Consider the following 22,290-nt stretch of genomic DNA (forward strand, 5'->3'; position numbering starts at 1 on the left):
GGCGTCCAACCTTCGTGCCGACGCCATGCCAGTCCGCTGCTCCTGGGCCAATCCGGCCAATCCGCGCTACCTTGCCTACCACGATGAAGAGTGGGGCGTGCCCTGCCGCGACGAGACGCGGCTGTTCGAAATGCTCAACCTGGAAGGTGCGCAGGCCGGCCTGAGCTGGGAGACGGTGCTCAACAAGCGCGACAACTACCGCGCCGCCTTCGACGGCTGGGATGCGGAACGCATCGCACGCTACGACGACGCCAAGGTGGCGCAGCTGCTTGCCAACCCCGGCATCATCCGCAACCGGCTCAAGGTGGCCGCCGCGATCTCGAATGCGCGCGCCTACCTGCGGCTGCGCGAGGAATGCGGCGGCCTGGCGCCTTTTCTGTGGGCGTACGTGGACGGCAAGCCGATCCAGAACGCCTGGGTGCACCTGCGCGACTGCCCCGCAAGGACGCCGCTCTCCGACCGCATCTCGAAGGACTTGTCCAAACGCGGCTTCAAGTTCGTCGGCTCGACCATCGTCTATGCGTACATGCAGGCGACCGGCATGGTCAACGACCATTGCATCGACTGCTTCCGGCATGGCGCGCTGAGCGGGGCATGACTCAGCGCGCGGCCAGGCGCCGCCCCAGCACGCCGCCCTGGCCGATGACGAACGCGCGCAGCAGCGCCGGGTAGTCGGCGGACACTGCTTCGCGCACCGATGCCCGCCGCGCCAGCGCATCGCGCCACGCACGCGTTTTCGGCGCGTCGGAAAAAAGATCCACGCCGCTGGCGCCGCCGAACACCTCGAAATAGCGGAACGCCGGCGCAAATGCCGCATCCACCAGCCCGAAATCGGCGCCACCGAAGTAAGGGCCGCTGCCGAGCGCCTGCTCCAGCTGCGCGAAGCGCTCCTTGAGCGTTTGCGCTGCCGCCGCATACGCGGTCTCGTCCTTTGCCGTGTAAAAACTCCAGATTCCATTCAGCACGGCCGACGCGAACTCGATCCACGCGCGGTGCTGCGCGCGCTGCAGCGCATCGCGCGGATGCAGGGCCGGCGCGAGCGTCTCGTCGAGGTATTCGCAAATCACAGCGGACTCGAATACCGGCGCCGTGCCGGCCAGAAGCACCGGCGTTTTTCCCAGCGGCGAGACCGCGAGGAACCAGTCGGGCTTGGCCGCGAGGTCGATGTCGATGCGCTCGAAGGCCGCCTGCTTTTCCTTGAGCGCGATTACGGCACGCTGCACATACGGGCAGAGCGCATGGCTGATGAGAGTGAGTTTCATGGGCTTGCTCCGGTGGTCGCGTTATTTCAGAAGTCCTTCGGCGCGCAGCGCATCGCGCACTGCCGGGCGCGCCTGCACCCGCTCGCGGAAGGCCATGATCGCCGGCCATTTCTTCAGGTCGATGCCGACGAAGCCGGACCAGCCGGTGGTGACGAACAGGTAGGCGTCGGCAACCGAGAAGCCGCCGTCGAGCAGCCAGTCATGACGTGCGAGATGCTGCTCCACGTAGTCGAAGCGCTGCGCGAGCTGCTCCTTGAACAGGGTCTTCGCTTCTGCCGGCATGCCCTGTTTGAACAGCGGCGAGAAGCCCTTGTGGATTTCCGAGGTGATGAAGTTCAGCCAGGATTGCAACCGGTAGCGCTGCATGCTTCCTGCCGGCGGGACCAGCTTCGCCGCCGGCGCACGGTCCGCGATGTACTGCATGATCGCAGGCCCTTCGGTTAGCACCAGCCCGGGTTCGATTTCCAGCGCCGGCACATAGCCGTTCGGATTGACGGCGCGATAGTCCGCCCCGGACGCGGTCAGCTTGGTGTCGGCATCGACTTTTTCCAGAGTAAACGGCAGGCCGGCCTCGCGCAGCGCGATATGGGGGGCAAGCGAGCAGACGCCGGGGGAGTAATACAGTTTCATGATCGGTCCTTTCAGGATGGTGGGGGAGGGCCGTCTACCATTGCAGGCGGCATGGTGGTAATGTAGGTCTGCAAAAGTGCAATGAAAATAGGCATCCATGAAACCATCCTATGCAAGAATGCAATCGTCGCTCAGCCTCGCGGACCTCGAACTCCTGCTGGCGCTGGTGCGCGGCCGTTCGCTGGCCGGCGCCGCGGAGCGCCTGAAGGTCGACACCTCCACCGTGTTTCGTTCGATCAAGCGCATCGAGCGCGATCTCGGCGAACTGCTGTTCGAGCGCGGCCGCCAGGGCTACCTGCCGACCGAGCTGGGACGCGAACTGGCCGGCCACGCGGAACGCATCGAGTCGCAGCTGCAGGAAGCGCGGGAAGCGGCAACCAGGAGCAGCAGCGCGCCCTCGGGCGTGCTGCGCATCACGACCACCGACACCATCCTCAACGGTCTGCTGCTGCCGGTGCTCGCCCGCTTCACCGCTGCCTATCCACAGATCGACCTCGAGCTGATCGCCGCCAACGCGATCGCCGACCTCAGCCGGCGCGACGCCGACGTCGCCATCCGTGCGACCCGCAAGCCGCCCGAGCACCTGGTCGGCAGCCGCCTGGGCACATTGACGTCGGCGGTGTTCGCCGCGACGTCCTACCTCGAGCGTGCCGGCGCGCCGCTGCTGTTGGAGCAGGCCGACTGGATCGCGCTCGACGAATCGCTGGCCGACCACCCGTCGGCGCGCTGGCGCCTCCAGCGCTATCCGAAGCTGCAGCCGCGCTTCCGCTGCAACAGCGTGCTGTCGGTGGCCGGCGCCATCGTCTGCGGCCTTGGCGTGGGCGTGGCGCCGCTGTTCCTGCTCCGCGACCATCCGCAGGTGCGCATCCTCGAGGGGCCGCTGGAAGCGCTCGAGACCGGGCTGTGGATGCTCGCCCACCCGGATGTGAGGCACCTGCAGCGGGTGAAGCTGCTGTTCGAATTCCTGCGGCGGGAACTCGTTCTTCCTTGACAGGCGTGGCATGCCGGTTGATCATCGGCAATACCGCTCACTTTCCCGCCACGTGCATCCCGGCAGACCGGCGCCGGCAAGAGAACTCATCATGCGTCTGCTCAAGCTCCTTGCCGCGATCCTGGCCGCGATGCTGTACGCGCCGGCGATCCTTGCGGCAGCGCCGCTGGACGTCGGGCCGGACCTGAAATCCGACCGCATGTTCGGCCGCATGGCATTCATCGAGGATGCGCAGCGCGCCATGACGCTCGAACAGGTGCGGGCGCTGCCGCCGGAGCGCTTCACCGCGCTCGACCGCGCCAACTTCATCCGCGGCCTGACGCACTCGCATTACTGGCTGCAGGTCGCCGTGCACAATCCCGGCAGCGAACCGCTGGAGTGGGTGATGCAGCACCGGGTGCCGTTTACCGACTACGCCGAATTCTGGGTGGTGGTGGACGGACGCGTCGTGACCCGCGCGATCGGCGGTGACCGCACCCTGATGCGGGAGCGCCAGGTGCATTACCGGTATCCGGCAGTGCGCCATATCAGCCGCGCCGGCGAGACGGCCCAGGTCTACATCAGCATCCGCAACAAGCACACCGCCGACATCCACCTGGCGTTCTCGCTCGATTCCAGCGCCTCGTTCGAGCGCGAGATCGCGCACGGGCAATTGCTGCTCGGCGTGCTGTACGGCCTGCCGCTGGCGCTGGCGTTCTCCGCATTGACCGGCTGGGTGGTGTCGCGCGACCGGCGCTTTTCGATCTACGCGCTGTATGCGCTGTCGGTGCTCGGCTCCTGGATGGGCATGAATGGCCTGCTCGGCCAGTACCTGCTGGTCGATGCGCCCGATGCGGTGAATTACGCGGTGCACATCTTCTTCCTGCTGGCGATCGTGTTTTCCGCGGTGTTTACCCGCGACTTCCTGCATACGCCGAAGCGGCTGCCATGGACCGACCGCCTGCTGCGCGCGCTGGTCTGGCTATCGCTCGCGACCATCGTCTTGCGGCTGGCCGATCTGCACGGGCTGGTAACCCGGATCACGATGGCGCTGGTGGTGCTGCACGCGATCGTCGCGCCGCTGGCAGGCTGGAATGCCTGGCGCGGCGGCGTTGTGTATGCGCGCTGGTACGTCGGCGCGCAGGTGCTCTATTCGATGACCGTCGCCGTCGGCGTGGTGGTGACCCGGCTTGGCATGTATTCCTATGATGCATTCCTGTGGGCGGAACTGGCATTCTTCGGCGAGCTGCTGCTGCTGTCGGTGGCGCAGTACGACCGCATGCGCATCCTGCAGCGCGACAAGGAAGCGGCGGAGCAGCGCTACCACCATGCGCTGGAAAACAAGAATCAGGAACTCGAAACCCAGGTCGCGGACCGCACCCGCAGCCTGGACAAGGCGCGCCGCCGCGCGGAATGGCTGTCGCGCACGGACGACCTGACCGGGCTGGGCAACCGGCGCGATTTCCTCGAGCGCGCGCAGGCCAACGAAGCGCAGGCCGGCGTGTTCGTGCTCGGCCTGATCGACCTCGATTATTTCAAGCGCATCAACGATACTTACGGCCATTCGGCAGGCGATGCGGTGCTGCGCCATCTTGGCCGCCTCATGCGCGAGAATACCCGTCCCGGCGACGTGGTGAGCCGCCTGGGCGGCGAGGAATTCGGCGTGCTGCTCGAGGTTCCCGAAAAGGCGCGCGCGGTGGAGGTGCTGGAGCGCCTGCGCCACGCATTCAGTGAAGAGGTCACCGTCTTCGATGGTCAGGTGATTTCCCACACGCTGAGCATCGGCTATACCATCTTCGGCCGGCGCCCGTCCGACAAGGAACTTGCGCAGTACATGCGCGAGGCTGACCAGGCGCTGTACGCGGCGAAAACCGCCGGGCGCAACCGGGTCGAACAGTACGCGGCGCTGGCGGCCTAGAGGGTGTTAAGAACTGGGAAAGGGGACGCAGCCCCGAGAGTCGGCCGATTGCCAGGCGCGGCGACGCGCCGTGGAGGGTCGACGGCAAGGAGGACTCAGCATCCCCCGCAACACCGCGGGCGGCCGGTTCTCGACCGGATGCGACCCCTTCCCTGGTTCATAACATCCTCCAGCTTTGCGTCGGCGCAAGAAGTCCGGCGGGCACTCTGGTAAATGTCTGGTCACGCCCTTTTTTACCGGAAGGCCTGCCGCCATGCATGTTCCTGCCCTCTTTCTCCTGTTGCTGACCGTCAGCCTGCCGGCATCCGCCGTTGAGGACTTCAGCGGCGCCTGGGTTGCCTGGCTGTGCCCCAGCGGCGCGCAGCGCGACTCCGGCAGGTGCTCCAACTTTGTGCTCGAACTGCATCAGAAGGATGGCAGGCTGTGCGGCGCCCATTTCTTCTCGACAGCGGGCGCGGAGCGGATCGACGAGGGCATGGCGCCGTCGGTGTTGGGTGAAGTGGCTGATGACACCGCGACCGTGGTCGCTACCAGTACCCGCGCGAACCCGGCGGTGCGGGTGCGGGTGGAGATGAAAAAAGCCAAGGGCATGCTGCACTGGTTGCGGCTGGAAAACCCGTCCGGCGATTACCTGCTGCCGCAATCGACACGGTTGACCCGTTCGCGCAGCAAGACCTTGTTCGCGCCGGTATTCGAACAAGAGCTCAGGGCAGCCTGCCTGTCTGCGTTCACCGTGGCCGCGGAGAATGCGGCGAAGAAGGCGCAGGCCGCGCAGGAGGCTGCGCCGGCGGCCGGCCAGAAACCGTCGGGGCAGGACGATGCCGGCACGGCGCCGGCTCCATCGCAGCAGCAAAGCCCGTCCGGCAAGCCGTGACGGGCGCCTCGCCGCCCGCCCCTGTTGTCGTGTTGATATTTTTCATGCGATCCGGCGGACCCGCCCGGTTCCCGTCCGTCCCCGCTGCTGAATCTTCTTAGACAGACTTCCCATCTTTCCGGATTTTCTCTTGCACGAGCGCTGCTACAGTCCTCGCGTGGGCAATGTGGGCCCGCGTCGAAGCAGCAAGTAACCAGCGTGAGCCGGCATTCATCCCGGTGAAAGGCCGGCCATGCAGTCTCTCCTCAGTGTCTCCTGAGGTTTGGAGTGGGGGCGGCGCAGTCTCCACTCCATTTTTTTCCGTATCGCGGCCGCCGCTGCTGGCTGGCATCGGCATCGGCATCGGACCAGGGAAGCTGTCCGGCTGGAACCTGGGTGCTCAAGCCGCGGCACCAATGCCGCTGGCGCGCCGCGAGGCCGGAATCTACAGTAAGATGGACGGCAGCCATGACCATCGTTGCCGTCTTCAACCAGAAGGGAGGCGTGGGCAAGACCACCACCACGCTAAACCTGGCCGCTGCGCTTGCGCGCCGCGGCGGCACCCCATGCGGGATCGACCTCGACCCGCAGGCGCATTTCAGCGCGATCGCGGGCGTGACGGCAGGCGCCGGCGACGATACCGTGCTCAGCCTGTTCCAGCGCAACCGCCCCCTCTCCGAGCTCGTGCATGGCGCCGCCAGCGGCATCCGCGTCATTCCCTCCCATATGGAACTGTCCAAGGTCGATACCCTGTTCGGGAAGGGCTACAACGTGGTCAACCGCCTCAATGTCGCGCTGCGCGCCGAGCGCCTGGGCAGCGGCGGCAGCCCGGTGCTGATCGACTGCTGCCCGATGATCGGCGTGCTGTCGCTGAACGCGATCTTTGCCAGCGACTGCGTGCTGGTGCCGGTCTCCGCCGACCATTTGTCCTACAAGAGCGCGCTGCAGGTGGAAAAGGCGCTGCGGGCGCTGGAGCCGGTGCTCAAGCGCCGGGTGAAGCGGCGCTACCTGCTGACCCGTTTCGATGCCCGCCGGCGCATGGCGCGCGAGATCCAGGACATGCTGGTGCAGCAGTTCGGCGAGGAAGTGTGCCGCACGAGGATTGCGGAAAATGTCAGCCTGGCGGAAAGCCCGGCGCACAACAAGACGGTGTTCGAGCACGCGCCGTCCAGCCGCGGCGCGCAGGATTACGATGCGCTGCTGGACGAGCTGACGGCGGCGGGGTTTTTCGGCGAATAACGCGCCCCGCCGGCGGCGGGCGCCGCTTGCGCATCTATTTCGAGATCAGCGTCAGGATGTCTTCCATCGAACTCGCCTGCCGGGGTTTTTCCTCCGGCAGCTTCATCCTGCAGGTGATCACGGTGCAATTGCGGTACATCTGGAACAGCTTGCGTTCCGCATCCGCCTGGTCGCGGCCGGCGATGACGACGGCGTCCACTTTCTGTCCGCTGCGGGTATGAATCGAGAATTCGAACTTCTGCATGAGGCCTCCCTGTGGCCGGCAAGCTGTTGTTTTTCCGGATCGATATTTTCTCCTCAAGTATAGGACATTGCCGGCGCCATGCCGGATGCGGCTCTGTCTTAAGGCCGCCTGGCCGGCCCTGCGGCTGCGCGCCGCGCAAAGAGCAGCTTCCATTTCCCGGCCAGCCCGAGCGCGAGCGCGGTGGCGCACAGCACGACCGCAATTCCCGCCACCGTTCCCGCGGTGACCGGCTCGCCGAGGAACAGCCAGGCCCACAGGGACGCGGTTGCCGGCACCAGGAAGGTGACGGTGATCGCCTTGCCCGCGCCCTCTGCCGCGATCAGGTGGAAGAAAATCGCGTAGGCCAGCCCGGTGCACAGCACGCCGAGCACGGCCACGGCGAGCACCGCCTGCAGCGGGAGGGAGGCTGGCGCCGGCGGCGCGGCGGCCAGTGCCAGCGGCAGCAGCGCGAGGGCGGCCGCGAACTGGCTGCCGGTGGCCGCTGCCAGCGCCGGGATCTGGGACGCCTTCATGCGGGTGTAGGTCGCCGCAAAGCCGTAGCAGGCGGCCGCACCCATGCCGGCGAGCACGCCCAGCACGGTGTGCAGCGATACCCGGGTCGGGCCGACCCCGACCAGCACCCCCACGCCGGCCAGCCCGAGCACGCAGGCCATCATGCGCGAGGGCGTCATCCGCTCGGCCAGCAGCAGGAAGCCGAACAGCCCGGTGAAGATCGGCGCCAGCGAGTTCATGGTCGCCATGTAGGCCGACGGAATGTGCAGCGCCGCCCACGCGAACAGCGCGAACGGGATCGCGGTGTTGAACAGGCCGATCACGAGATAGGTGCGGGCATTGTCGCGCCAGCGGAAATCGATGCCGCGCATGCGCGCGAACAGGTACAGCGTAATGCCGCCGAGCAGCGCGCGCAGGAAGGTGGTGGGCAACGGGCCGAGCGCAGGCACAGCGACGCGCATGAGCATGAAGCTGGTGCCCCAGATGGCGCCGAGCAGCAGCAGGCGGAGCAGGTTGGCAGTGGACATGGGCGATCCTGTCATTGGACTAGAGCGGCTTTCCTATTAGTGCAGGGGTCGCGCAGCCCCGGGAACCGGCCGAATGCTAGGCGCGGCGATGCGTCGTAGCGGGCTTGGCGCTCCCGTGCTACGGCAAGAAGGACTCGGCGCCCCCCCGCAACACCGCAGGCGGCCGGTTCCCGGGGCTGCCCGGAGGGTTCGAGCCTGCACTAATATGAAAGCCGCTCAATGCAAGTGTAAGCGCCCGCGTGCAAACAATCGAACGACATTTATTGACATGCCCTGTTAGAAAAACTAACAATAAGACGCAATGCATGAATGAGCCCGACGGAATGCGCCCCGCACCCCTGCACGCCCTGCACGCCTTTGAATCCGCCGCCCGGCACGGCAGCTATTCGCTTGCTGCCGGTGAACTGCACGTCACCCACAGCGCCGTGAGCCAGCAGATCCGCACGCTGGAAAGCATGCTCGGCGTTCCACTGTTTGAACGCCGCGGACGGCAGATGGCGCTCACCCGCGAAGGCCTGCTGCTGTTCCGGCGCATTCAGCCGGCCCTGCTGCAGATCAGCAGGGCGGTGTCGGAGGTGGGCGTGTTGCAGCGCCCGCCGTCGATCACGGTCACCACCCTGCAGTCCTTCGCCAACCGCTGGCTGCTGCCGCGCATGGCCCGTTTCCAGAAACTGCGGCCCGACGTGGCGGTGCATATCCAGGCATCGGCCGACCTCAAGGACCTTGGCCGCGGCCAGGCTGATCTCGCGATCCGCTACGGCCGCGGCGCCTGGAAGGGCTGCCATGCGGAGCCGCTGCTGGAGGAATGGCTGTTCCCGGTCTGCAGCCCCGCATTCAACCAGGGCAGGCTGCCGCAGACCGCGGCTAGCCTGAAGCGCTATCGCATCCTGCGCGACGACTGCCAGATGGAGTGGAATGCCTGGTGCCGGCACGCCGGCGTGGACGCGGAGGATTTCCTGCATGAGGCCAGCTACAGCGACAGCAACCTCATGCTCGGGGCGGCCGCGGCGGGGCAGGGCATCGCGATCGGGCGCAGCGCGCTGGTATCCGCCGATCTCGCTGCCGGCAGGCTGGTGCGGGTGTTCGACCTCATCGCGCCGGCGCCGTATTCCTATCATCTCGTCACCCCGCCGGGACGCAAGCCGTCCGCGCACCTGGCCGACTTCATGCAATGGCTGCGCGCGGAAGCGGCGGCGTTCACGCGCAAGGAGCAGCGGGCCCTCGGGCTGGAATGACGGGCTGCAACCGAAGCGCCGCAAGAACATACAAGCGCGCGGCGCGCGGCGGCATTATCATGTGCGCCGAAAGGAACTGACATGTCGCAGCCTACCCGTTTTTCCAGCTTCGCCGCCGGCGCGCGCGATACCATCCCGATGATCGTCGGCGCCGCGCCGTTCGGCATGATCTTCGGCACCCTCGTCGGCGCCGGCCCTCTTGCCGCATGGCAGGGGCAACTGATGTCGATGACGGTGTTCGCCGGCTCCAGCCAGTTCATCGCGGCGGGCCTGGTCGCCGGGCATGCCGGCGTGCTCGTGATCTGGCTCACCACCTTCATCGTCAACCTGCGCCATGCGCTGTACGCGGCGACGCTGCTGCCGCATGTGGCGCATCTGCCTGCGCGCTGGCGGTGGACGCTCGGCTTCCTGATGACCGACGAAACCTTCGCGGTGATGAACGGCTATTACAGCCGGCAGCCGGACAGTCCGCACGGGCACTGGTATTTCCTCGGCTCCGGCCTGTCGATGTACATCAACTGGCAGATCTGGACCCTGGTCGGCCTCCTGTTCGGCGCGGTCTTTCCGCAGCTGCAATCGCTCGGCCTCGATTACGCGATGGCGGCAACCTTCATCGCCATCGTGGTGCCGCAGCTCTCCCGGCTGCCGCAGCTGGGCGCGGCGCTCGCCGCGGGCCTGTTCGCCTATCTGCTGAAGGACCTGCCGTACAAGCTCGGGCTGATGTCGGCGGTGCTGGTCGGCGTGAGCGTCGGCCTGGCGCTGTTGCGCGGACAGGCGAGCCGCACGCGGGAGGGCCAGGCCGCATGAGCCATACCTGGATGATCCTCGGCATGGCCGCCGTCACCGTCTTCATCAAGGCCGCCATTTTCGTCCTCGGCGGACGCGTCGCCTTCCCGCCGCTGCTGCAGCAGGCGCTCGGCTTCGTGCCCGTCACGGTGCTGACCGCGATCGTGGTGCCGATGGTGCTGGCGCCGCACGGGCAGGGGCTGGAACTGTCCTGGCGCAATCCGCAGCTGGTGGCGTCGGTCGTCGCGGTGCTGGTGTGCGCGGTCACGCGGCGCCAGCTGCTGACCATCGGCGTCGCGCTGCTGGTTTTCTTCGGCTGGCAGTTCGGGGTGCTGCAAGGGTGATTGTCACTTCTTTAATTTTCGGCGTTTGACCGACGGTTTAGGGGACTTTAACTTCAGGTCGTTGCGCTCCGGAACAATGGCTGGCAGAATTTCCCCGTTTGCCCTCACGGGGGCATGAGCACGGGGCGGCAGGCGCAGCCCCGGACGACAGACCTGGCTGGAGACTACATGGGGCGCGCACTCGGACTACGCGGCAAGTCGGTACTTGCGCTGTTCGGCACCTGCGTCCTGGTATTGCTTCTGGCCGGCCTGGCCGGCATCCAGGCCCTTGAATCCATCCGCTCCCATCTCGGCGCCGCCTATACCCGCAACTTTACCCTGCTCAACCGCGAGCGCATCCTGGCGCCGGTCGCGCGCGAACTCGCCCTGTCGCTGCGGCTGGCCCGGTCGGACGTAATCCGGCAGTGGCTGTCCGACGACGGCAATCCGCGCACGAAGGCGGCGGCGCTGCGCGAGGCGGAAAGCTTCCGCGCGGACTTTAACGACAAGTCCTATTTCCTGATTGCGGCGGGAAGCAACCACTACTATTTCAACGACGCGAAATCGGCCTTCAGCGATGCGCCACGTTACCGGCTGAACCCGGACGACAGGAACGACGCCTGGTATTTCAACACCATCATCGGCGACAAGCCGTTCAACATCAACGTCGACCCCGACGTCAAGCTGGGGCTGACCAAGGTGTGGTTCAACGTGCTGGTCAACGACGGCCCGCGCACCATCGGCCTGGCCGGCACCGGCCTGGACCTGTCGAGTTTCCTGCGCACCTTCCTTGGCACCACCGAACCCGGCGTGACGCCGATGATCGTCGACAGCAACGGCGCCATCCAGGCCCATCCCGACAACCAGCGCATCGCCTTCAACTCCGCGACCGTCGAAGCCGGCCGCGAGCAGTCGCTGTTCGGCCTGCTGCCGCGCGAGACGGATGCGGCGGCGGCGCGCCGAGCACTCGATGCCGCGGTCGCCGCGCCCGGCAAGGCCGAAGTCTTCTCTGCAGTGATGGACGGCAGGCGGCAACTGTTTGCGGTGTCCTATATCCCGGAACTGAAGTGGCATGTGCTCACCGCGGTCGACATCCACGCCGCCGAACTGATCGACGCCGGCCTGCTGAAATGGATTGTGCTTGCCGGACTGGTGCTGCTGGCCACCGTGATGGCCGGCTTCGTGTACGCCGTCAACCGGCTGGTGCTGGCGCCGCTGGTCAAGCTCAAGCATTCGGCGCGCGAGATGGCGGCCGGCAATTACGGCACCGCGCTGCCGCCGGCCCGCAGCGACGAAATCGGCGAACTGACCACGGCCTTCGGCGCAATGGCGCAGAAAGTGCGGCGCCACACCGAAGAGCTGGAGGAAACGGTACGTAACCGCACCCGGGAACTGGTGAAAGCGAACCTCGAGATGAGCGCGGCGCACAAGAAGATCAGCGACTCGATTTCCTATGCCAGCCTGATCCAGCGCGCAATCCTGCCCGACCGGCAGCTGGGCGCGGCGCTTGGCAACAACCATTTCGTGCTGTGGCGGCCGCGCGACGTGGTGGGCGGCGACTTCTACATCTATCGTGAGGTGGAAGGCGGCTGTCTGCTCGGCGTGGTCGACTGCGCCGGCCACGGCGTGCCGGGGGCGTTCATGACGATGCTCGCGCGCGCGGCGATCGACCAGGCGATCGATGAAACGGGGGCCCTTGATCCGGCAGCCATCCTCGGCCGTACCGACGCGGCGATGCGCAGCATGCTGCAAGCGGATGACAGCCGGCGCGATATCGCAACCATGATGGACGCCGGCGTCGCACACATCGATTTCGCCGCACGCCGCATCACCTTTGCCGGCGCCCGGATCGCACTGTACTGGAGCGACGGCCGGGAAGTCGAGACTATCAACGGCGCGCGCCGCTCGATCGGCGGCCGCCATCCCGGCGCCTACCGGAACGAACAGGCGGAGCTGCTGCCGGCGCGGACCTTCTACCTGACGACCGACGGGTTCCTCGATCAGGCGGGGGGCGAAAAGGGATTCGGCTTCGGCAATGCGCGCTTCGTGGACATGCTGCGGCAGCACGCCGAGCGTCCGCTGGACGAGCAGCGCGCGGCGTTTGCCTCTACACTGGAGGCTTACCAGGGCAGGCATCCGCAGCGCGACGACATCACGATGATGAGTTTTCGGTTTGCATAAACTTCAGGGAAGAACATGGGCCTGATCGATCTCTTTTCACTGCAGAAGACCTATAACGAACAGCGCATCATGCTGTGCTTCAACGGGCCGTTGACCAGGAGCCTGATCGAGGAAATCGGCAACGCGCTGCGCAACTACATGGAACGCGAAAACGCAACCGCATCGTCCGCGATGGATGTGTTCGGCGCCTACATCGAGCTGACGCAGAACATCCGGCATTATGCCGCGGGCAAGGGCTGGGACAATGCGGAAGCATCTGCCACCGTGGTGATCGCGCGCGATGCCGAGGGGCGGTACGTGGTCTCTGCCGGCAACATCGTCGACACGGCCGACGGCCCGGCACTGCAAGCCCGCGTGGAGACGCTGGCCGCGATGGACAAGCCGGCGCTCAAGGCCCGCTACAAGGAACAGCTGCGCAAGCCGCGCGAAGCCGGCAGCGCGTCCGGCGCCGGGCTCGGCCTGATCGACCTCGCGCGCAAGGCGGCCGCGCCGCTCTCCTGCGCGCTGCGCTCCCTCGACGACGGACGCGCGTTTTTCAGCATCCGCGTCGTCATGTGAATGCATCAAATCCCGAAGGATGGAAGAATGGATAACCTCAACGTAGAAAGCACTCAGTCGACACCGTCAATCGTCGCCGACGCGCAAGCCGGCGTGGTCGAGATGCGCGGGGATTCCTATCCGGAAAACTCGTTCGAGCTGTTCTCGCCGCTGGTGGCATGGATCGAAAAATTTCTGGAGGACGGCAGCCGCCCGCTGACGCTCGAACTGCACCTGCTGTACCTGAATACCAGCAGTGTCAAGGTGATGATGGACATCTTCGACATGCTCGAAGAGGCGCACCGAAGCGGACGGCAGGTGGCGGTCAACTGGTACTACGACGAGCAGAATGAACGCGTCGCTGAGCTGGCGGAGGAGTTCAAGGAAGACTGCAGCTTCCCGTTCCGCATCGCCAGTCAGGTGAGCTGACCGTGCGCGACGAAAAGCATATCGAGCTGCTGATCGAGGCATTGCTGGCCGACCCGGAAAACGCGGGCAATCCGCTGCGCTATGCACTCGAAGAACTGTACGCCGAATACCGCGGCCTGTTGCACCAGATCGACCGCATCGCCCGTATTTCCGACCGTTTCCAGAGCGTCAGCCAGGAAGAGAAGCAGTCGCTGACGGGGCGCTATCACAAGCAGTTGCGGCAGCTGGAAAAGATTGCCCGCATCTCCGACCGCTACCAGTCGATGATGCACGACATGAACGAGGCACTGAAGGAAGCATCGACCAGGGATGCGCTGACCGGTATCGGCAACCGCCGCATGCTCATGGATCGCCTGAAGGTTGAAACTGCGCGCGCCGAGCGCCTTAACCGGCCGCTGACGGTGGCGCTGGCCGACGTGGACCGCTTCAAGTCGGTCAACGACGCCTACGGCCACGAAGCCGGCGACAAGGTGCTGGTGCGGATTGCCGACGCAATCCGGTGCGGCGTGCGCGACTACGACCTGTGCGGCCGCTGGGGCGGCGAGGAATTCATGGTCATCATGCCGGAGATCACCGCATCGGAAGGTGCGCACGTGGTGGAACGGATGCGGAGCGCGATCGCGGAAATCGAGATGCAGGCGCACGACACGCCGCTGCGGCTGTCCGCCAGCTTCGGCGTGGCCGAGCGCCGGCCGGGCGAGAGCATTTCTGATACCATCAACCGCGCCGACACGGCCTTGTTCGAGGCCAAGCGCAACGGGCGCAACCGCTGCGAAATCGCGGCCTAGCGCCATCCGGCAACGGCGCGGGGACGGCCCCGCTGCCTTTTCCAACCGCTGCGGACGGCCGCAGCACCATGCGCAAAGTGCGCAGGAACGAGAAACATGTCCTGGTTTATCCTCATCGTCGCCGGCCTGTTCGAGATCGGCTGGGCGATCGGCCTGAAATATACGGAAGGCTTCACCCGCCTGGTGCCGTCGCTGCTGACGCTGGTCTCGATGGTCGCAAGCGTGCTGCTGCTCGGGCTGGCGATGCGCACGCTGCCGGTCGGCACGTCGTACGCGGTATGGACCGGCATCGGCACGCTCGGCACCGCGATCCTCGGCGCGGTGCTGCTCCATGAAGGCTTGTCGCCGGGGCAGTGGCTTTGCATCGGCCTGATCCTGTGCGGCATCGGCGGGCTGAAACTGCTGAGCCCGGTCTGACGCTTCATCCCCTGACGGTCGCGCTTTGCACCCGGCCGCAACGGATGCTGCCGGCGCGGCTACCGGTCACGCCTTCTTTTTCCGCTTCGGTGCCAGCAGCGTCTGCCGGCAAGTCGGCGCGCCGCACAGGCAGGCATAGGCGCGCTTCAGGGCCGGCGTGTGCCGCTCCTCCAGGATCAGGCCGTAGTCGTAATTGAGTTCCTCGCCGCGCGCGATGTCGCGCAGCGCATAGATGAACACCCGGCCATCCTCTTCCCGCGCTTCGCAATTCGGTTCGCAGGCATGATTGATCCAGCGCGCATCGTTGCCGTTGCTGCCGCCATCGATGATCCTGCCGCTCTCCAGGCTGAAGAAGAAGGTATGGAAGTTGTCCGGCGCCTTCAGGTTCTCGCGCCGTACCGCTTCCTTCCAGGTAATGCGCTCGCCCTGGTATTCGATGATGCAGGTGCCTGCGGGGATTTTGCGCGTCGCGAACACGCCGCGGCCATGCACCCGCGAATTCTTGACGACGTAAGCCGGGCGGGCGGCGGGTTCTGCGGCGGATTCTGCGGAGGGATTGCTGGTGCGATTCATCTCTTAACGGAAGTAGTCTTGAAAACGTGGCTGCGTATTATCGCAGCAGTCCTCGTTATACGACATTTTTTCCCAGCCCATTTGATGCCGCCGCAAGTCCGCCGCCGGAATGCGGCGCCGCTACAATGGCGGCATCTCCACACCTGCTATCCGTCATGACCGTGCACCGACTGGTTCCCGCCACGCTTTCCTATTCCGGCGGCGTCCCCTACGCCGAAGCCTTCGGCGACGTCTATCACTCGGCCGACGGCGGCCTGGCGCAGGCCCGCCATGTTTTTCTGGGCGGGAACGGGCTGCCCGCGCGCTGGCGCGGCCGCAGCCACTTCACCATCCTCGAGACCGGTTTCGGCCTCGGGCTGAATTTCCTCGCGACCTGGCAGGCATGGCGAGCCGACGGCGATGCGCCGGCGCGGCTGCATTACGTCGCGGTCGAAAAGCATCCGTTCGCCGCGGCAGACCTGGCGCAACTGCATGCGCAATGGCCGGAGCTGGCCGAACTGTCGGCGCAGCTGCGCGCCGCCTGGCCGCCGCTGATCGCCGGTTTCCACCGGTTGATGCTGGACGGCGGGCGGGTCGCGCTGACCCTGGTATTCGGCGACATCGCGCACTGCCTGCCGCAGATAGCGGCCGCCGCCGATGCCTTCTATCTCGACGGTTTCGCGCCGAGCAAGAACCCGGAGATGTGGGCGCCGCAAGTGCTCTCGCGGCTCAATCGCATCGCCGCGCCCGGCGCCACCGCGGCGACCTATACCGTGTCCGCGGCGGTGCGCCGCGTGCTTGCAGAGGGCGGCTTCGTCTGCGAGAAGCGGCCGGGATTCGGGCGCAAGCGCGACATGCTGGCCGCCCGTTTCGCGCCGCGCTGGCAGGTGCCGGCGCCAGCCGTGCCCGCCGCCGCCGCGGGCCGGCAGGCAATCGTGGTCGGCGCCGGCATTGCCGGCAGCGCCGCTTGCGAACGCCTCGCCGCGCGCGGCTGGCATGTCGCGCTGCTGGAACGGCACGATCGGCCGGCGCAGGAATCGTCCGGCAACCGCGCAGGCATCGCGATGCCGCTGCTGTCGAAGGACGACAACCTGCCGTCGCGGCTGGTGCGCACCGCGTTCCTCTATGCGCTGCGGCTGTGGGATCGCGTGGGAGGCATCGGCCGCGCCTTTGCCGGCGAAGTCTGCGGCGTGCTGCAACTGGCGCGCGATGCGAACCATGCAAGGCTGCAGCGCGAAACCGTGCAGGCGCTCGGCTTTCCGCCTGATTTCGTGCGCTGGATCGATGCGCAGTCGGCAAGCGGGCTGACCGGCAATCCGGCCGCGTCCGGCGGCTGGCTCTTTCCGCAGGCCGGCTGGCTGACGCCGGCCAGCCTGTGCAAAGCCCTGCTCGATGCCTGCGGCGACCGCCTCGAACGGCGCTTTGCACAGGACGCGCTTACCCTGGCGCAAGTGGATGGCGGCTGGGAAGTCGGCGACGCGACCGGCGCGGTGGTCGCGCGCGCGCCGGTCGTCATTCTCGCGAATGGAACTCAAGCCTGCGCCTTTCCTCAAACACAAGGATTGCCGCTTGCCGTGGTGCGCGGGCAGGTGGCCCATGTGCCCGCGCAAGTCTTGCCGCCGGTGCCGGTGGTGCTGTGCGGCGAGGGTTACCTGACGCGGGCGGCCGACGGCATCTGTTGCCTGGGCGCGTCCTACGACTTTGACGGCGACCCGCAGTGGCGGCAAGCCAGCCACGACGAAAACCTCGCGCGCCTGGCGCAGATGCTGCCGCAGGCGGTGGCGGGCGTCGCGGCGCTGCCGCCCGAGGGGCGGGTCGGCTTCCGTTGCGTGTCGCCGGATCGCCTGCCGCTGGTCGGCGCGCTGCCGGACCCGGCGGCGCCGGTCGCCGGCAGCAGGCTGCGCGACGTGCCGCGGCTGCCGGGCTTGTACGGATTGCTGGGCTATGCGTCGCGCGGCATGGTCTGGGCTCCGCTGGCGGCGGAACTGCTGGTATCCATGCTGGAAGGTGAGCCGCTGCCGGTGGAGCGCGAACTGGCCGAGGCGCTCGACCCGGCCCGTTTTGCGCTGAAGATGCACCGTCGCGGCGTTTCGGCGCCGGAACGCCATGAGGAAGACTCTTAAATATGCCGCCCTTGCTGTTGCCGCGCTGCTTGCGCTGCTGGTCGCCGCTGCGGGCATCTTCGCGGCGACCTTCAATCCCAACGATTACAAGCCGCTCCTGATCCGCCTGGTGCAGGAAAAGACGCAGCGCACCCTCGCCATCCCCGGCGACATCAAGCTCAGCTTTTTCCCCAAACTCGGCGCCGATCTCGGTCCGCTGCGCATTTCCGAGCACAAGGGCAGCGCCGAATTCGCGTCGGTACGGCATGCCACGCTGTCGCTGGCGCTGCTGCCCTTGCTGTCCCGGCAATTCGTGGTCGACCAGGTGCGGATCGACGGCCTGCGCGCGACGATACGGCGCAACAAGGACGGCAGCACCAATTTCGACGACCTGCTTGCCAGGGACGAGGACGCCGGGCGCGGCGCGGGTGCCGCGGGTGGCGGCGGCGGCGAAGGGAGCGGCGCGCCGCTGCGTTTCGATATCGACGGCGTGCGCCTTACCGATGCCAGCGTGCTGTTCGAGGACCGCCAGCAGGCACGCCGCATCGAGCTGTCCGGACTGGACCTGGAAACCGGCAAGATTGCCGACGGCGCGGCAAGCCAGCTGGAACTGAGCACGCGGATCAAGGGCGACCGGCCGGATGTCGATGCGGCGCTGGCGCTGAAGACCGGCTTCAGCTTCGACCTTGCCGCTAAGGCATACCGGTTCAAGGGATTGGGGGCGGATGTGAAGGGCAGGCTGGCCGGCTTCAGCGACCTTGGCCTGCGGCTTTCCGGCGACGCCGACCTGAAGCCGCAAGCCAGGCGCTTCGTGCTTGATGGCGTGAAGCTCGCGGTGGATGGCAAGCGTTCCGCCGAGACGATCAAGGGCAGGCTCGAGATTCCGAAACTGGCGCTGACCGACGCGACGGTCAGCGGTGGCAAGCTGAGCGGCGAGGTCGCCGCGGCGGGCGGCGCGCGCGATGTGCGCGCCAGCTTCAGCGCGCCGGCCTTCGAAGGATCGCCGCAAGCCTTCCGCATCCCGGCGCTCGCGCTCGATATCGCGCTGCGGCAAGACAGGCTCGATGCGAAGGCGAACGTTTCCGGTGCGGTATCCGGCGACATCGACAAGCTGCTGTTTACGTCGCCGCAGCTGACGCTGAAACTCTCCGGCAAGCAGGGCGATACCGCGCTCGGCGGATCGCTGGTCACGCCGGTCAGCGCCAACCTGCAACAGCAGCAGGTCGAGCTGTCGCGCATCGCCGCCGACCTCAACCTGCCCAATCCCGGCGGCGGCATGCTGAAGCTGAAGGCGGATGGCCAGGCGCGGGTCGACCTCGGCAAGAAGACCGCGAGCGCCCGGCTCGACGGCCGGCTGGACCAGAGCGTCTTCAATGCCCGGCTCGGGCTGAACGGCTTTGCGCCGCCACTGTATACCTTCGATGTCGGCATCGACCAGCTCGATCTTGACCGCTACCGCGCGAAGGCGGCACCGGGTGCCGCAACGCCGGCTCCACAAGCGGCGCAGGGTGCAACGGCGCAACGGCCGCCTGATTTTTCCGCGTTGCAGAAACTGCATGCGAACGGCAGCATGCGCATCGGCGCATTGAAGGCCGCCAATGTCCGCTCGTCGAATGTGCGCGTCGACGTGCGCGCGGCGAACGGCAGGCTGGACGCCAGCCCGATCGCGGCCGGCCTGTACGGCGGCAGCGCATCGGGCGCGCTGACAATCACCGCCGGCAATCCGGCGCGCTTCGCGCTGCGGCAGACGCTGTCCGGCATCGACGTCGGCCCCTTGCTCAAGGATGCGATCGGCAAGGATCCGGTTTCGGGCAAGGGGAATGTGCAGCTCGACGTGACCACGCGTGGCATGAGCTTCGACCAGATCCGCAAGGCCTTGAATGGCAGCGCGCGGCTGGAGTTGCGCGACGGCGCGGTGCGCGGCATCAATATCGCGCAGGCGGTACGCGACGCGAAGGCGCGGCTGGGGCAATTGCGCGGCGATGAAAAGGCGCAGGCCGGCACGGCGGCGGGGGCGGAGAAAACCGATTTCAGCGAACTGACGGGCAGCTTCCGCATTACCGACGGCGTGGCGCGCAACGATGACCTGAGCATCAAGTCGCCGCTGATCCGCGTTGCCGGCGCCGGCGACATCAACCTCGGCGCCGAGCGCCTCGACTATCTTGCGCGCACCACCGTGGTATCGACGCTGCAGGGGCAAGGCGGACCGGAACTGCAGGCGCTGAAGGGATTGACGGTGCCGGTTCGCTTGTCCGGGCCGTTCAGCGCGATCGGCTGGCAGGTCGACTTCGCCGGCATGGCGACCGAGCTCGCAAAGCGCAAGCTCGACGAGAGAAAAGACGAAGTGCGGGAGAAAGCGCAGAAGGCGCTCGAAGAACAGAAAGAAAAAGTCCGCAGTCAGCTGCAGGAACAGCTGAAGGGCTTGTTCGGCAAGTGATCGCTTATCACTACTATATGCGATCGCATATGCAGTGCAAGGAAATTGTTTCGCTACTGTATATACAGTAGCTCATGACGCTATCGCGGGCGGCAATCGCAGGAACAGCCGGCGCTTTTCCATCCAGTTCCAACGTTTGAAAATTCAATGCGGTTGACCGCATGCGATGGAGGCCGCGCGCGACTTTTCCGAGTGTCGCGTTTTCGCACGCACCTTTCCGCAACGGCGCGCGAAAAACGCTGAGCGGGACAACTTTCACTCGAAAAAGTTTTACGTATCCGACGCCGAAACGCAAAAAAATCGCGCTGAAATAATGCTTTGAAAAGAAGAAGTTGAAAGCCTTTTTCTCAAGTATTTTCGCCGGGGAAAAAAAGAAAAAAATTTCCTATCGACTCGAAAAATTTCTGCGTATTATTAAATTGCGGAGTGGAAAACCAATCTGTATCCGACACCCTATACGACCGGTAGATTTACAAAGGAAGCCCAATGAAGATCTTTGACAACTACGCAGCACGGTATGAGCGGACACGGGAAGAGGAATACTCCCTGCAAGAATATCTGGAGTTGTGCAAACGTGATCGCCTCGCCTACGCCACCGCTGCCGAGCGCATGCTCGAAGCGATCGGCGAGCCCGAGCTGATCGATACGCGCCATGATCCGCGGCTCTCGCGCATCTTCGCCAACAAGGTTATCAAGATCTATCCCGCATTCCGTGATTTCTATGGAATGGAGGAAGTCATCGAGCAGGTAGTTTCCTATTTCCGTCATGCCGCGCAAGGCCTCGAGGAACGCAAGCAGGTGCTCTACCTGCTCGGTCCCGTCGGCGGCGGCAAGTCCTCCATCGCCGAGAAGCTGAAATCCCTGATGGAGCATGTCCCCTTCTATTGCATCAAGGGCTCGCCCGTGAACGAATCGCCGCTCGGATTGTTCGATGCGGATGAAGACGGCGCGATCCTCGAAGAGGACTACGGCATTCCGCGCCGCTACCTGAAAACCATTCCCAGCCCATGGGCGGTTAAGCGCCTGCATGAGTTCAACGGCGACATCAACCAGTTCCGCGTGGTCAGGCGCTATCCGTCGATCCTGAAGCAGGTCGCGATCTCGAAGACCGAACCGGGCGACGAAAACAACCAGGACATTTCCTCCCTGGTCGGCAAGGTCGACATCCGCAAGCTGGAAGACTATTCGCAGGACGATCCGGACGCCTACAGCTATTCCGGCGGCCTGTGCCTGTCGAACCAGGGCCTGATGGAATTCGTCGAGATGTTCAAGGCCCCGATCAAGATGCTGCATCCGCTGCTGACGGCGACGCAGGAGGGCAATTACGCCGGCTCCGAGAATATCGGCGCCATGCCGTTCCAGGGCGTCATCCTGGCGCACAGCAACGAGGCCGAGTGGCAGACCTTCAAGAACAACAAGAACAACGAGGCCTTCATCGACCGCATCTGCGTCATCAAGGTGCCGTACTGCCTGCGCGTCACCGAGGAGCAGAAGATCTACGAAAAGCTGATCCGCACGTCCGAGCTGGCCGAGGCGCCGTGCGCGCCCGCCACCATGGAGATGCTGGCCCGCTTCACCGTGCTGAGCCGGCTCAAGGAACACGAGAATTCCAACCTGTTCTCGAAGATGCGGGTCTATGACGGCGAGAACGTCAAGGAGACCGACCCCAAGGCCAAGCCCATGCAGGAGTACAAGGACTCCGCCGGCGTGGACGAGGGCATGGACGGCATCTCGACCCGCTTCGCCTTCAAGGTGCTGTCGTCCACCTTCAACTACGACACCACCGAGGTGTCGGCCGACCCGGTCCACCTGATGTACGTCCTCGAACTCGCCATCCGCCGCGAGCAATTCCCCGAGGACATCGAGAAGAAGTACCTGGAATTCATCAAGGGCGAGCTGGCTCCGCGCTATGCCGAGTTCATCGGCAACGAGATCCAGAAGGCCTATCTGGAGAGCTATCACGATTACGGCCAGAACCTGTTCGACCGCTACGTGGATTACGCCGACGCCTGGATCGAGGATCAGGACTTCAAGGATCCCGACACCGGCCAGCTGCTGAACCGCGAGCTGCTGAACCAGGAGCTGAGCAAGATCGAGAAGCCCGCCGGTATCGCCAACCCCAAGGACTTCCGCAACGAGGTGGTGAAGTTCGCCCTTCGCGCGCGGGCTCAGAACAAGGGCAAGAACCCGTCCTGGACCTCGTACGAGAAGATCCGCGAGGTCATCGAGAAGCGGATGTTCAGCCAGGTCGAAGACCTGCTGCCGGTCATCAGCTTCGGGTCCAAGAAGGACAGCGACACCGAGAAGAAGCACCACGATTTCGTCGAACGCATGATGACCCGCAGCTACACCGAACGCCAGGTCCGCC

The 22,290-nt window shown here is 65.6% G+C and carries 21 protein-coding genes; 16 read left to right on the forward strand and 5 right to left on the reverse strand.

All coding sequences use genetic code 11. The annotated features are described in order from the left end of the window. Window positions 1-25: 25 nt before the first annotated feature. Window positions 26-598: a DNA-3-methyladenine glycosylase I gene (locus tag VEC01_RS13355; RefSeq protein ID WP_324901383.1), complete on the forward strand. Its 573-nt coding sequence runs from the start codon at window positions 26-28 to the stop codon at window positions 596-598. Window position 599: 1 nt separating this feature from the next. Here VEC01_RS13355 and VEC01_RS13360 read toward each other — a convergent pair whose 3' ends face one another. Then, window positions 600-1,262 (reverse strand): glutathione S-transferase family protein, encoded by a 663-nt coding sequence (locus tag VEC01_RS13360; protein WP_324901384.1) that lies wholly within the window; start codon window positions 1,260-1,262, stop codon window positions 600-602. 21 nt (window positions 1,263-1,283) lie between these two features. Beyond that, window positions 1,284-1,892 carry a glutathione transferase GstA gene (gene gstA / locus VEC01_RS13365; protein ID WP_324901385.1) on the reverse strand — a complete coding sequence of 203 codons (609 nt, stop codon included), beginning with the start codon at window positions 1,890-1,892 and terminating at the stop codon, window positions 1,284-1,286. A gap of 97 nt (window positions 1,893-1,989) precedes the next feature. Here gstA and VEC01_RS13370 point away from each other — a divergent pair, with 97 nt between their 5' ends. From VEC01_RS13370 to VEC01_RS13385, 4 genes are all read left to right on the forward strand, one after another. After that, window positions 1,990-2,883 carry a LysR family transcriptional regulator gene (locus VEC01_RS13370; RefSeq protein ID WP_324901386.1) on the forward strand — a complete coding sequence of 298 codons (894 nt, stop codon included), beginning with the start codon at window positions 1,990-1,992 and terminating at the stop codon, window positions 2,881-2,883. A 91-nt stretch (window positions 2,884-2,974) separates the two neighbouring features. Then, on the forward strand, window positions 2,975-4,780 hold the full coding sequence (locus VEC01_RS13375) for a diguanylate cyclase (RefSeq protein ID WP_324901387.1): 1,806 nt from the start codon (window positions 2,975-2,977) through the stop codon (window positions 4,778-4,780). A 253-nt stretch (window positions 4,781-5,033) separates the two neighbouring features. Continuing rightward, window positions 5,034-5,654 (forward strand): hypothetical protein, encoded by a 621-nt coding sequence (locus VEC01_RS13380; protein ID WP_324901388.1) that lies wholly within the window; start codon window positions 5,034-5,036, stop codon window positions 5,652-5,654. A 447-nt stretch (window positions 5,655-6,101) separates the two neighbouring features. Further along, the gene (locus VEC01_RS13385; RefSeq protein ID WP_324901389.1) at window positions 6,102-6,872 is read left to right on the forward strand and encodes a ParA family protein; all 771 of its coding nucleotides are present in this window, start codon (window positions 6,102-6,104) and stop codon (window positions 6,870-6,872) included. A 34-nt stretch (window positions 6,873-6,906) separates the two neighbouring features. Here VEC01_RS13385 and VEC01_RS13390 read toward each other — a convergent pair whose 3' ends face one another. Beyond that, entirely contained in the window at window positions 6,907-7,116 is a 210-nt protein-coding gene (locus tag VEC01_RS13390) for a hypothetical protein (RefSeq protein ID WP_324901390.1), read from the reverse strand. A gap of 98 nt (window positions 7,117-7,214) precedes the next feature. Next, the gene (locus VEC01_RS13395; protein ID WP_324901391.1) at window positions 7,215-8,135 is read right to left on the reverse strand and encodes a DMT family transporter; all 921 of its coding nucleotides are present in this window, start codon (window positions 8,133-8,135) and stop codon (window positions 7,215-7,217) included. 323 nt (window positions 8,136-8,458) lie between these two features. On the opposite strand from VEC01_RS13395, the gene gcvA reads away from it, so the two are divergent. The 8 genes from gcvA to sugE all read left to right on the forward strand — a co-directional run bounded on the left by gcvA (window position 8,459) and on the right by sugE (window position 14,831). Next, entirely contained in the window at window positions 8,459-9,370 is a 912-nt protein-coding gene (gcvA, locus tag VEC01_RS13400; RefSeq protein WP_324901392.1) for a transcriptional regulator GcvA, read from the forward strand. Between the two features lie 81 nt (window positions 9,371-9,451). Further along, window positions 9,452-10,177 carry an AzlC family ABC transporter permease gene (locus VEC01_RS13405; protein ID WP_324901393.1) on the forward strand — a complete coding sequence of 242 codons (726 nt, stop codon included), beginning with the start codon at window positions 9,452-9,454 and terminating at the stop codon, window positions 10,175-10,177. Next, window positions 10,174-10,500: an AzlD domain-containing protein gene (locus VEC01_RS13410; RefSeq protein WP_324901394.1), complete on the forward strand. Its 327-nt coding sequence runs from the start codon at window positions 10,174-10,176 to the stop codon at window positions 10,498-10,500. Before VEC01_RS13405 ends, VEC01_RS13410 begins: the two co-directional genes overlap by 4 nt. A gap of 168 nt (window positions 10,501-10,668) precedes the next feature. After that, a complete protein-coding gene (siaA, locus tag VEC01_RS13415; RefSeq protein WP_324901395.1) occupies window positions 10,669-12,660 on the forward strand; it encodes a biofilm regulation protein phosphatase SiaA in 1,992 nt (663 codons plus the stop codon). 15 nt (window positions 12,661-12,675) lie between these two features. Beyond that, entirely contained in the window at window positions 12,676-13,218 is a 543-nt protein-coding gene (gene siaB / locus VEC01_RS13420) for a biofilm regulation protein kinase SiaB (protein ID WP_324901396.1), read from the forward strand. 27 nt (window positions 13,219-13,245) lie between these two features. Further along, entirely contained in the window at window positions 13,246-13,626 is a 381-nt protein-coding gene (siaC, locus tag VEC01_RS13425; protein ID WP_324901397.1) for a biofilm regulation phosphoprotein SiaC, read from the forward strand. A 2-nt stretch (window positions 13,627-13,628) separates the two neighbouring features. Continuing rightward, entirely contained in the window at window positions 13,629-14,414 is a 786-nt protein-coding gene (gene siaD / locus VEC01_RS13430; protein WP_324901398.1) for a biofilm regulation diguanylate cyclase SiaD, read from the forward strand. A 96-nt stretch (window positions 14,415-14,510) separates the two neighbouring features. Continuing rightward, window positions 14,511-14,831, forward strand: a complete 321-nt coding sequence (gene sugE / locus VEC01_RS13435) for a quaternary ammonium compound efflux SMR transporter SugE (RefSeq protein ID WP_324901399.1) — start codon at window positions 14,511-14,513, stop codon at window positions 14,829-14,831. A gap of 66 nt (window positions 14,832-14,897) precedes the next feature. Here sugE and VEC01_RS13440 read toward each other — a convergent pair whose 3' ends face one another. Further along, window positions 14,898-15,404: an SET domain-containing protein gene (locus VEC01_RS13440; protein WP_324901400.1), complete on the reverse strand. Its 507-nt coding sequence runs from the start codon at window positions 15,402-15,404 to the stop codon at window positions 14,898-14,900. Window positions 15,405-15,559: 155 nt separating this feature from the next. Between VEC01_RS13440 and mnmC the strand changes: the two genes are divergently transcribed. The 3 genes from mnmC to VEC01_RS13455 form a co-directional block, all read left to right on the forward strand. Next, the gene (mnmC, locus tag VEC01_RS13445) at window positions 15,560-17,506 is read left to right on the forward strand and encodes a bifunctional tRNA (5-methylaminomethyl-2-thiouridine)(34)-methyltransferase MnmD/FAD-dependent 5-carboxymethylaminomethyl-2-thiouridine(34) oxidoreductase MnmC (protein ID WP_324901401.1); all 1,947 of its coding nucleotides are present in this window, start codon (window positions 15,560-15,562) and stop codon (window positions 17,504-17,506) included. Beyond that, the gene (locus tag VEC01_RS13450) at window positions 17,490-19,922 is read left to right on the forward strand and encodes an AsmA family protein (RefSeq protein ID WP_324901402.1); all 2,433 of its coding nucleotides are present in this window, start codon (window positions 17,490-17,492) and stop codon (window positions 19,920-19,922) included. Before mnmC ends, VEC01_RS13450 begins: the two co-directional genes overlap by 17 nt. Window positions 19,923-20,408: 486 nt before the next feature. Then, on the forward strand, window positions 20,409-22,290 hold a 1,882-nt coding region (locus VEC01_RS13455; protein WP_324901403.1), incomplete at its 3' end, for a PrkA family serine protein kinase.

This window comes from Noviherbaspirillum sp. (assembly GCF_035627455.1).
Classification (GTDB): domain Bacteria; phylum Pseudomonadota; class Gammaproteobacteria; order Burkholderiales; family Burkholderiaceae_D; genus Noviherbaspirillum.

Bases quoted from the DNA above. Each gene is read 5' to 3' on its own strand.
- VEC01_RS13405 (WP_324901393.1), top strand. From the start codon at position 9,452: ATGTCGCAGCCTACCCGTTTTTCCAGCTTCGCCGCCGGCGCGCGCGAT.
- VEC01_RS13395 (WP_324901391.1), bottom strand. From the start codon at position 8,135: ATGTCCACTGCCAACCTGCTCCGCCTGCTGCTGCTCGGCGCCATCTGG.
- VEC01_RS13450 (WP_324901402.1), top strand. From the start codon at position 17,490: ATGAGGAAGACTCTTAAATATGCCGCCCTTGCTGTTGCCGCGCTGCTT.
- VEC01_RS13440 (WP_324901400.1), bottom strand. From the start codon at position 15,404: ATGAATCGCACCAGCAATCCCTCCGCAGAATCCGCCGCAGAACCCGCC.
- siaB (WP_324901396.1), top strand. From the start codon at position 12,676: ATGGGCCTGATCGATCTCTTTTCACTGCAGAAGACCTATAACGAACAG.
- siaA (WP_324901395.1), top strand. From the start codon at position 10,669: ATGGGGCGCGCACTCGGACTACGCGGCAAGTCGGTACTTGCGCTGTTC.
- gstA (WP_324901385.1), bottom strand. From the start codon at position 1,892: ATGAAACTGTATTACTCCCCCGGCGTCTGCTCGCTTGCCCCCCATATC.
- VEC01_RS13380 (WP_324901388.1), top strand. From the start codon at position 5,034: ATGCATGTTCCTGCCCTCTTTCTCCTGTTGCTGACCGTCAGCCTGCCG.
- gcvA (WP_324901392.1), top strand. From the start codon at position 8,459: ATGCGCCCCGCACCCCTGCACGCCCTGCACGCCTTTGAATCCGCCGCC.
- VEC01_RS13355 (WP_324901383.1), top strand. From the start codon at position 26: ATGCCAGTCCGCTGCTCCTGGGCCAATCCGGCCAATCCGCGCTACCTT.
- VEC01_RS13390 (WP_324901390.1), bottom strand. From the start codon at position 7,116: ATGCAGAAGTTCGAATTCTCGATTCATACCCGCAGCGGACAGAAAGTG.
- VEC01_RS13385 (WP_324901389.1), top strand. From the start codon at position 6,102: ATGACCATCGTTGCCGTCTTCAACCAGAAGGGAGGCGTGGGCAAGACC.
- VEC01_RS13375 (WP_324901387.1), top strand. From the start codon at position 2,975: ATGCGTCTGCTCAAGCTCCTTGCCGCGATCCTGGCCGCGATGCTGTAC.
- sugE (WP_324901399.1), top strand. From the start codon at position 14,511: ATGTCCTGGTTTATCCTCATCGTCGCCGGCCTGTTCGAGATCGGCTGG.
- VEC01_RS13360 (WP_324901384.1), bottom strand. From the start codon at position 1,262: ATGAAACTCACTCTCATCAGCCATGCGCTCTGCCCGTATGTGCAGCGT.
- VEC01_RS13410 (WP_324901394.1), top strand. From the start codon at position 10,174: ATGAGCCATACCTGGATGATCCTCGGCATGGCCGCCGTCACCGTCTTC.
- mnmC (WP_324901401.1), top strand. From the start codon at position 15,560: ATGACCGTGCACCGACTGGTTCCCGCCACGCTTTCCTATTCCGGCGGC.
- VEC01_RS13370 (WP_324901386.1), top strand. From the start codon at position 1,990: ATGAAACCATCCTATGCAAGAATGCAATCGTCGCTCAGCCTCGCGGAC.
- siaC (WP_324901397.1), top strand. From the start codon at position 13,246: ATGGATAACCTCAACGTAGAAAGCACTCAGTCGACACCGTCAATCGTC.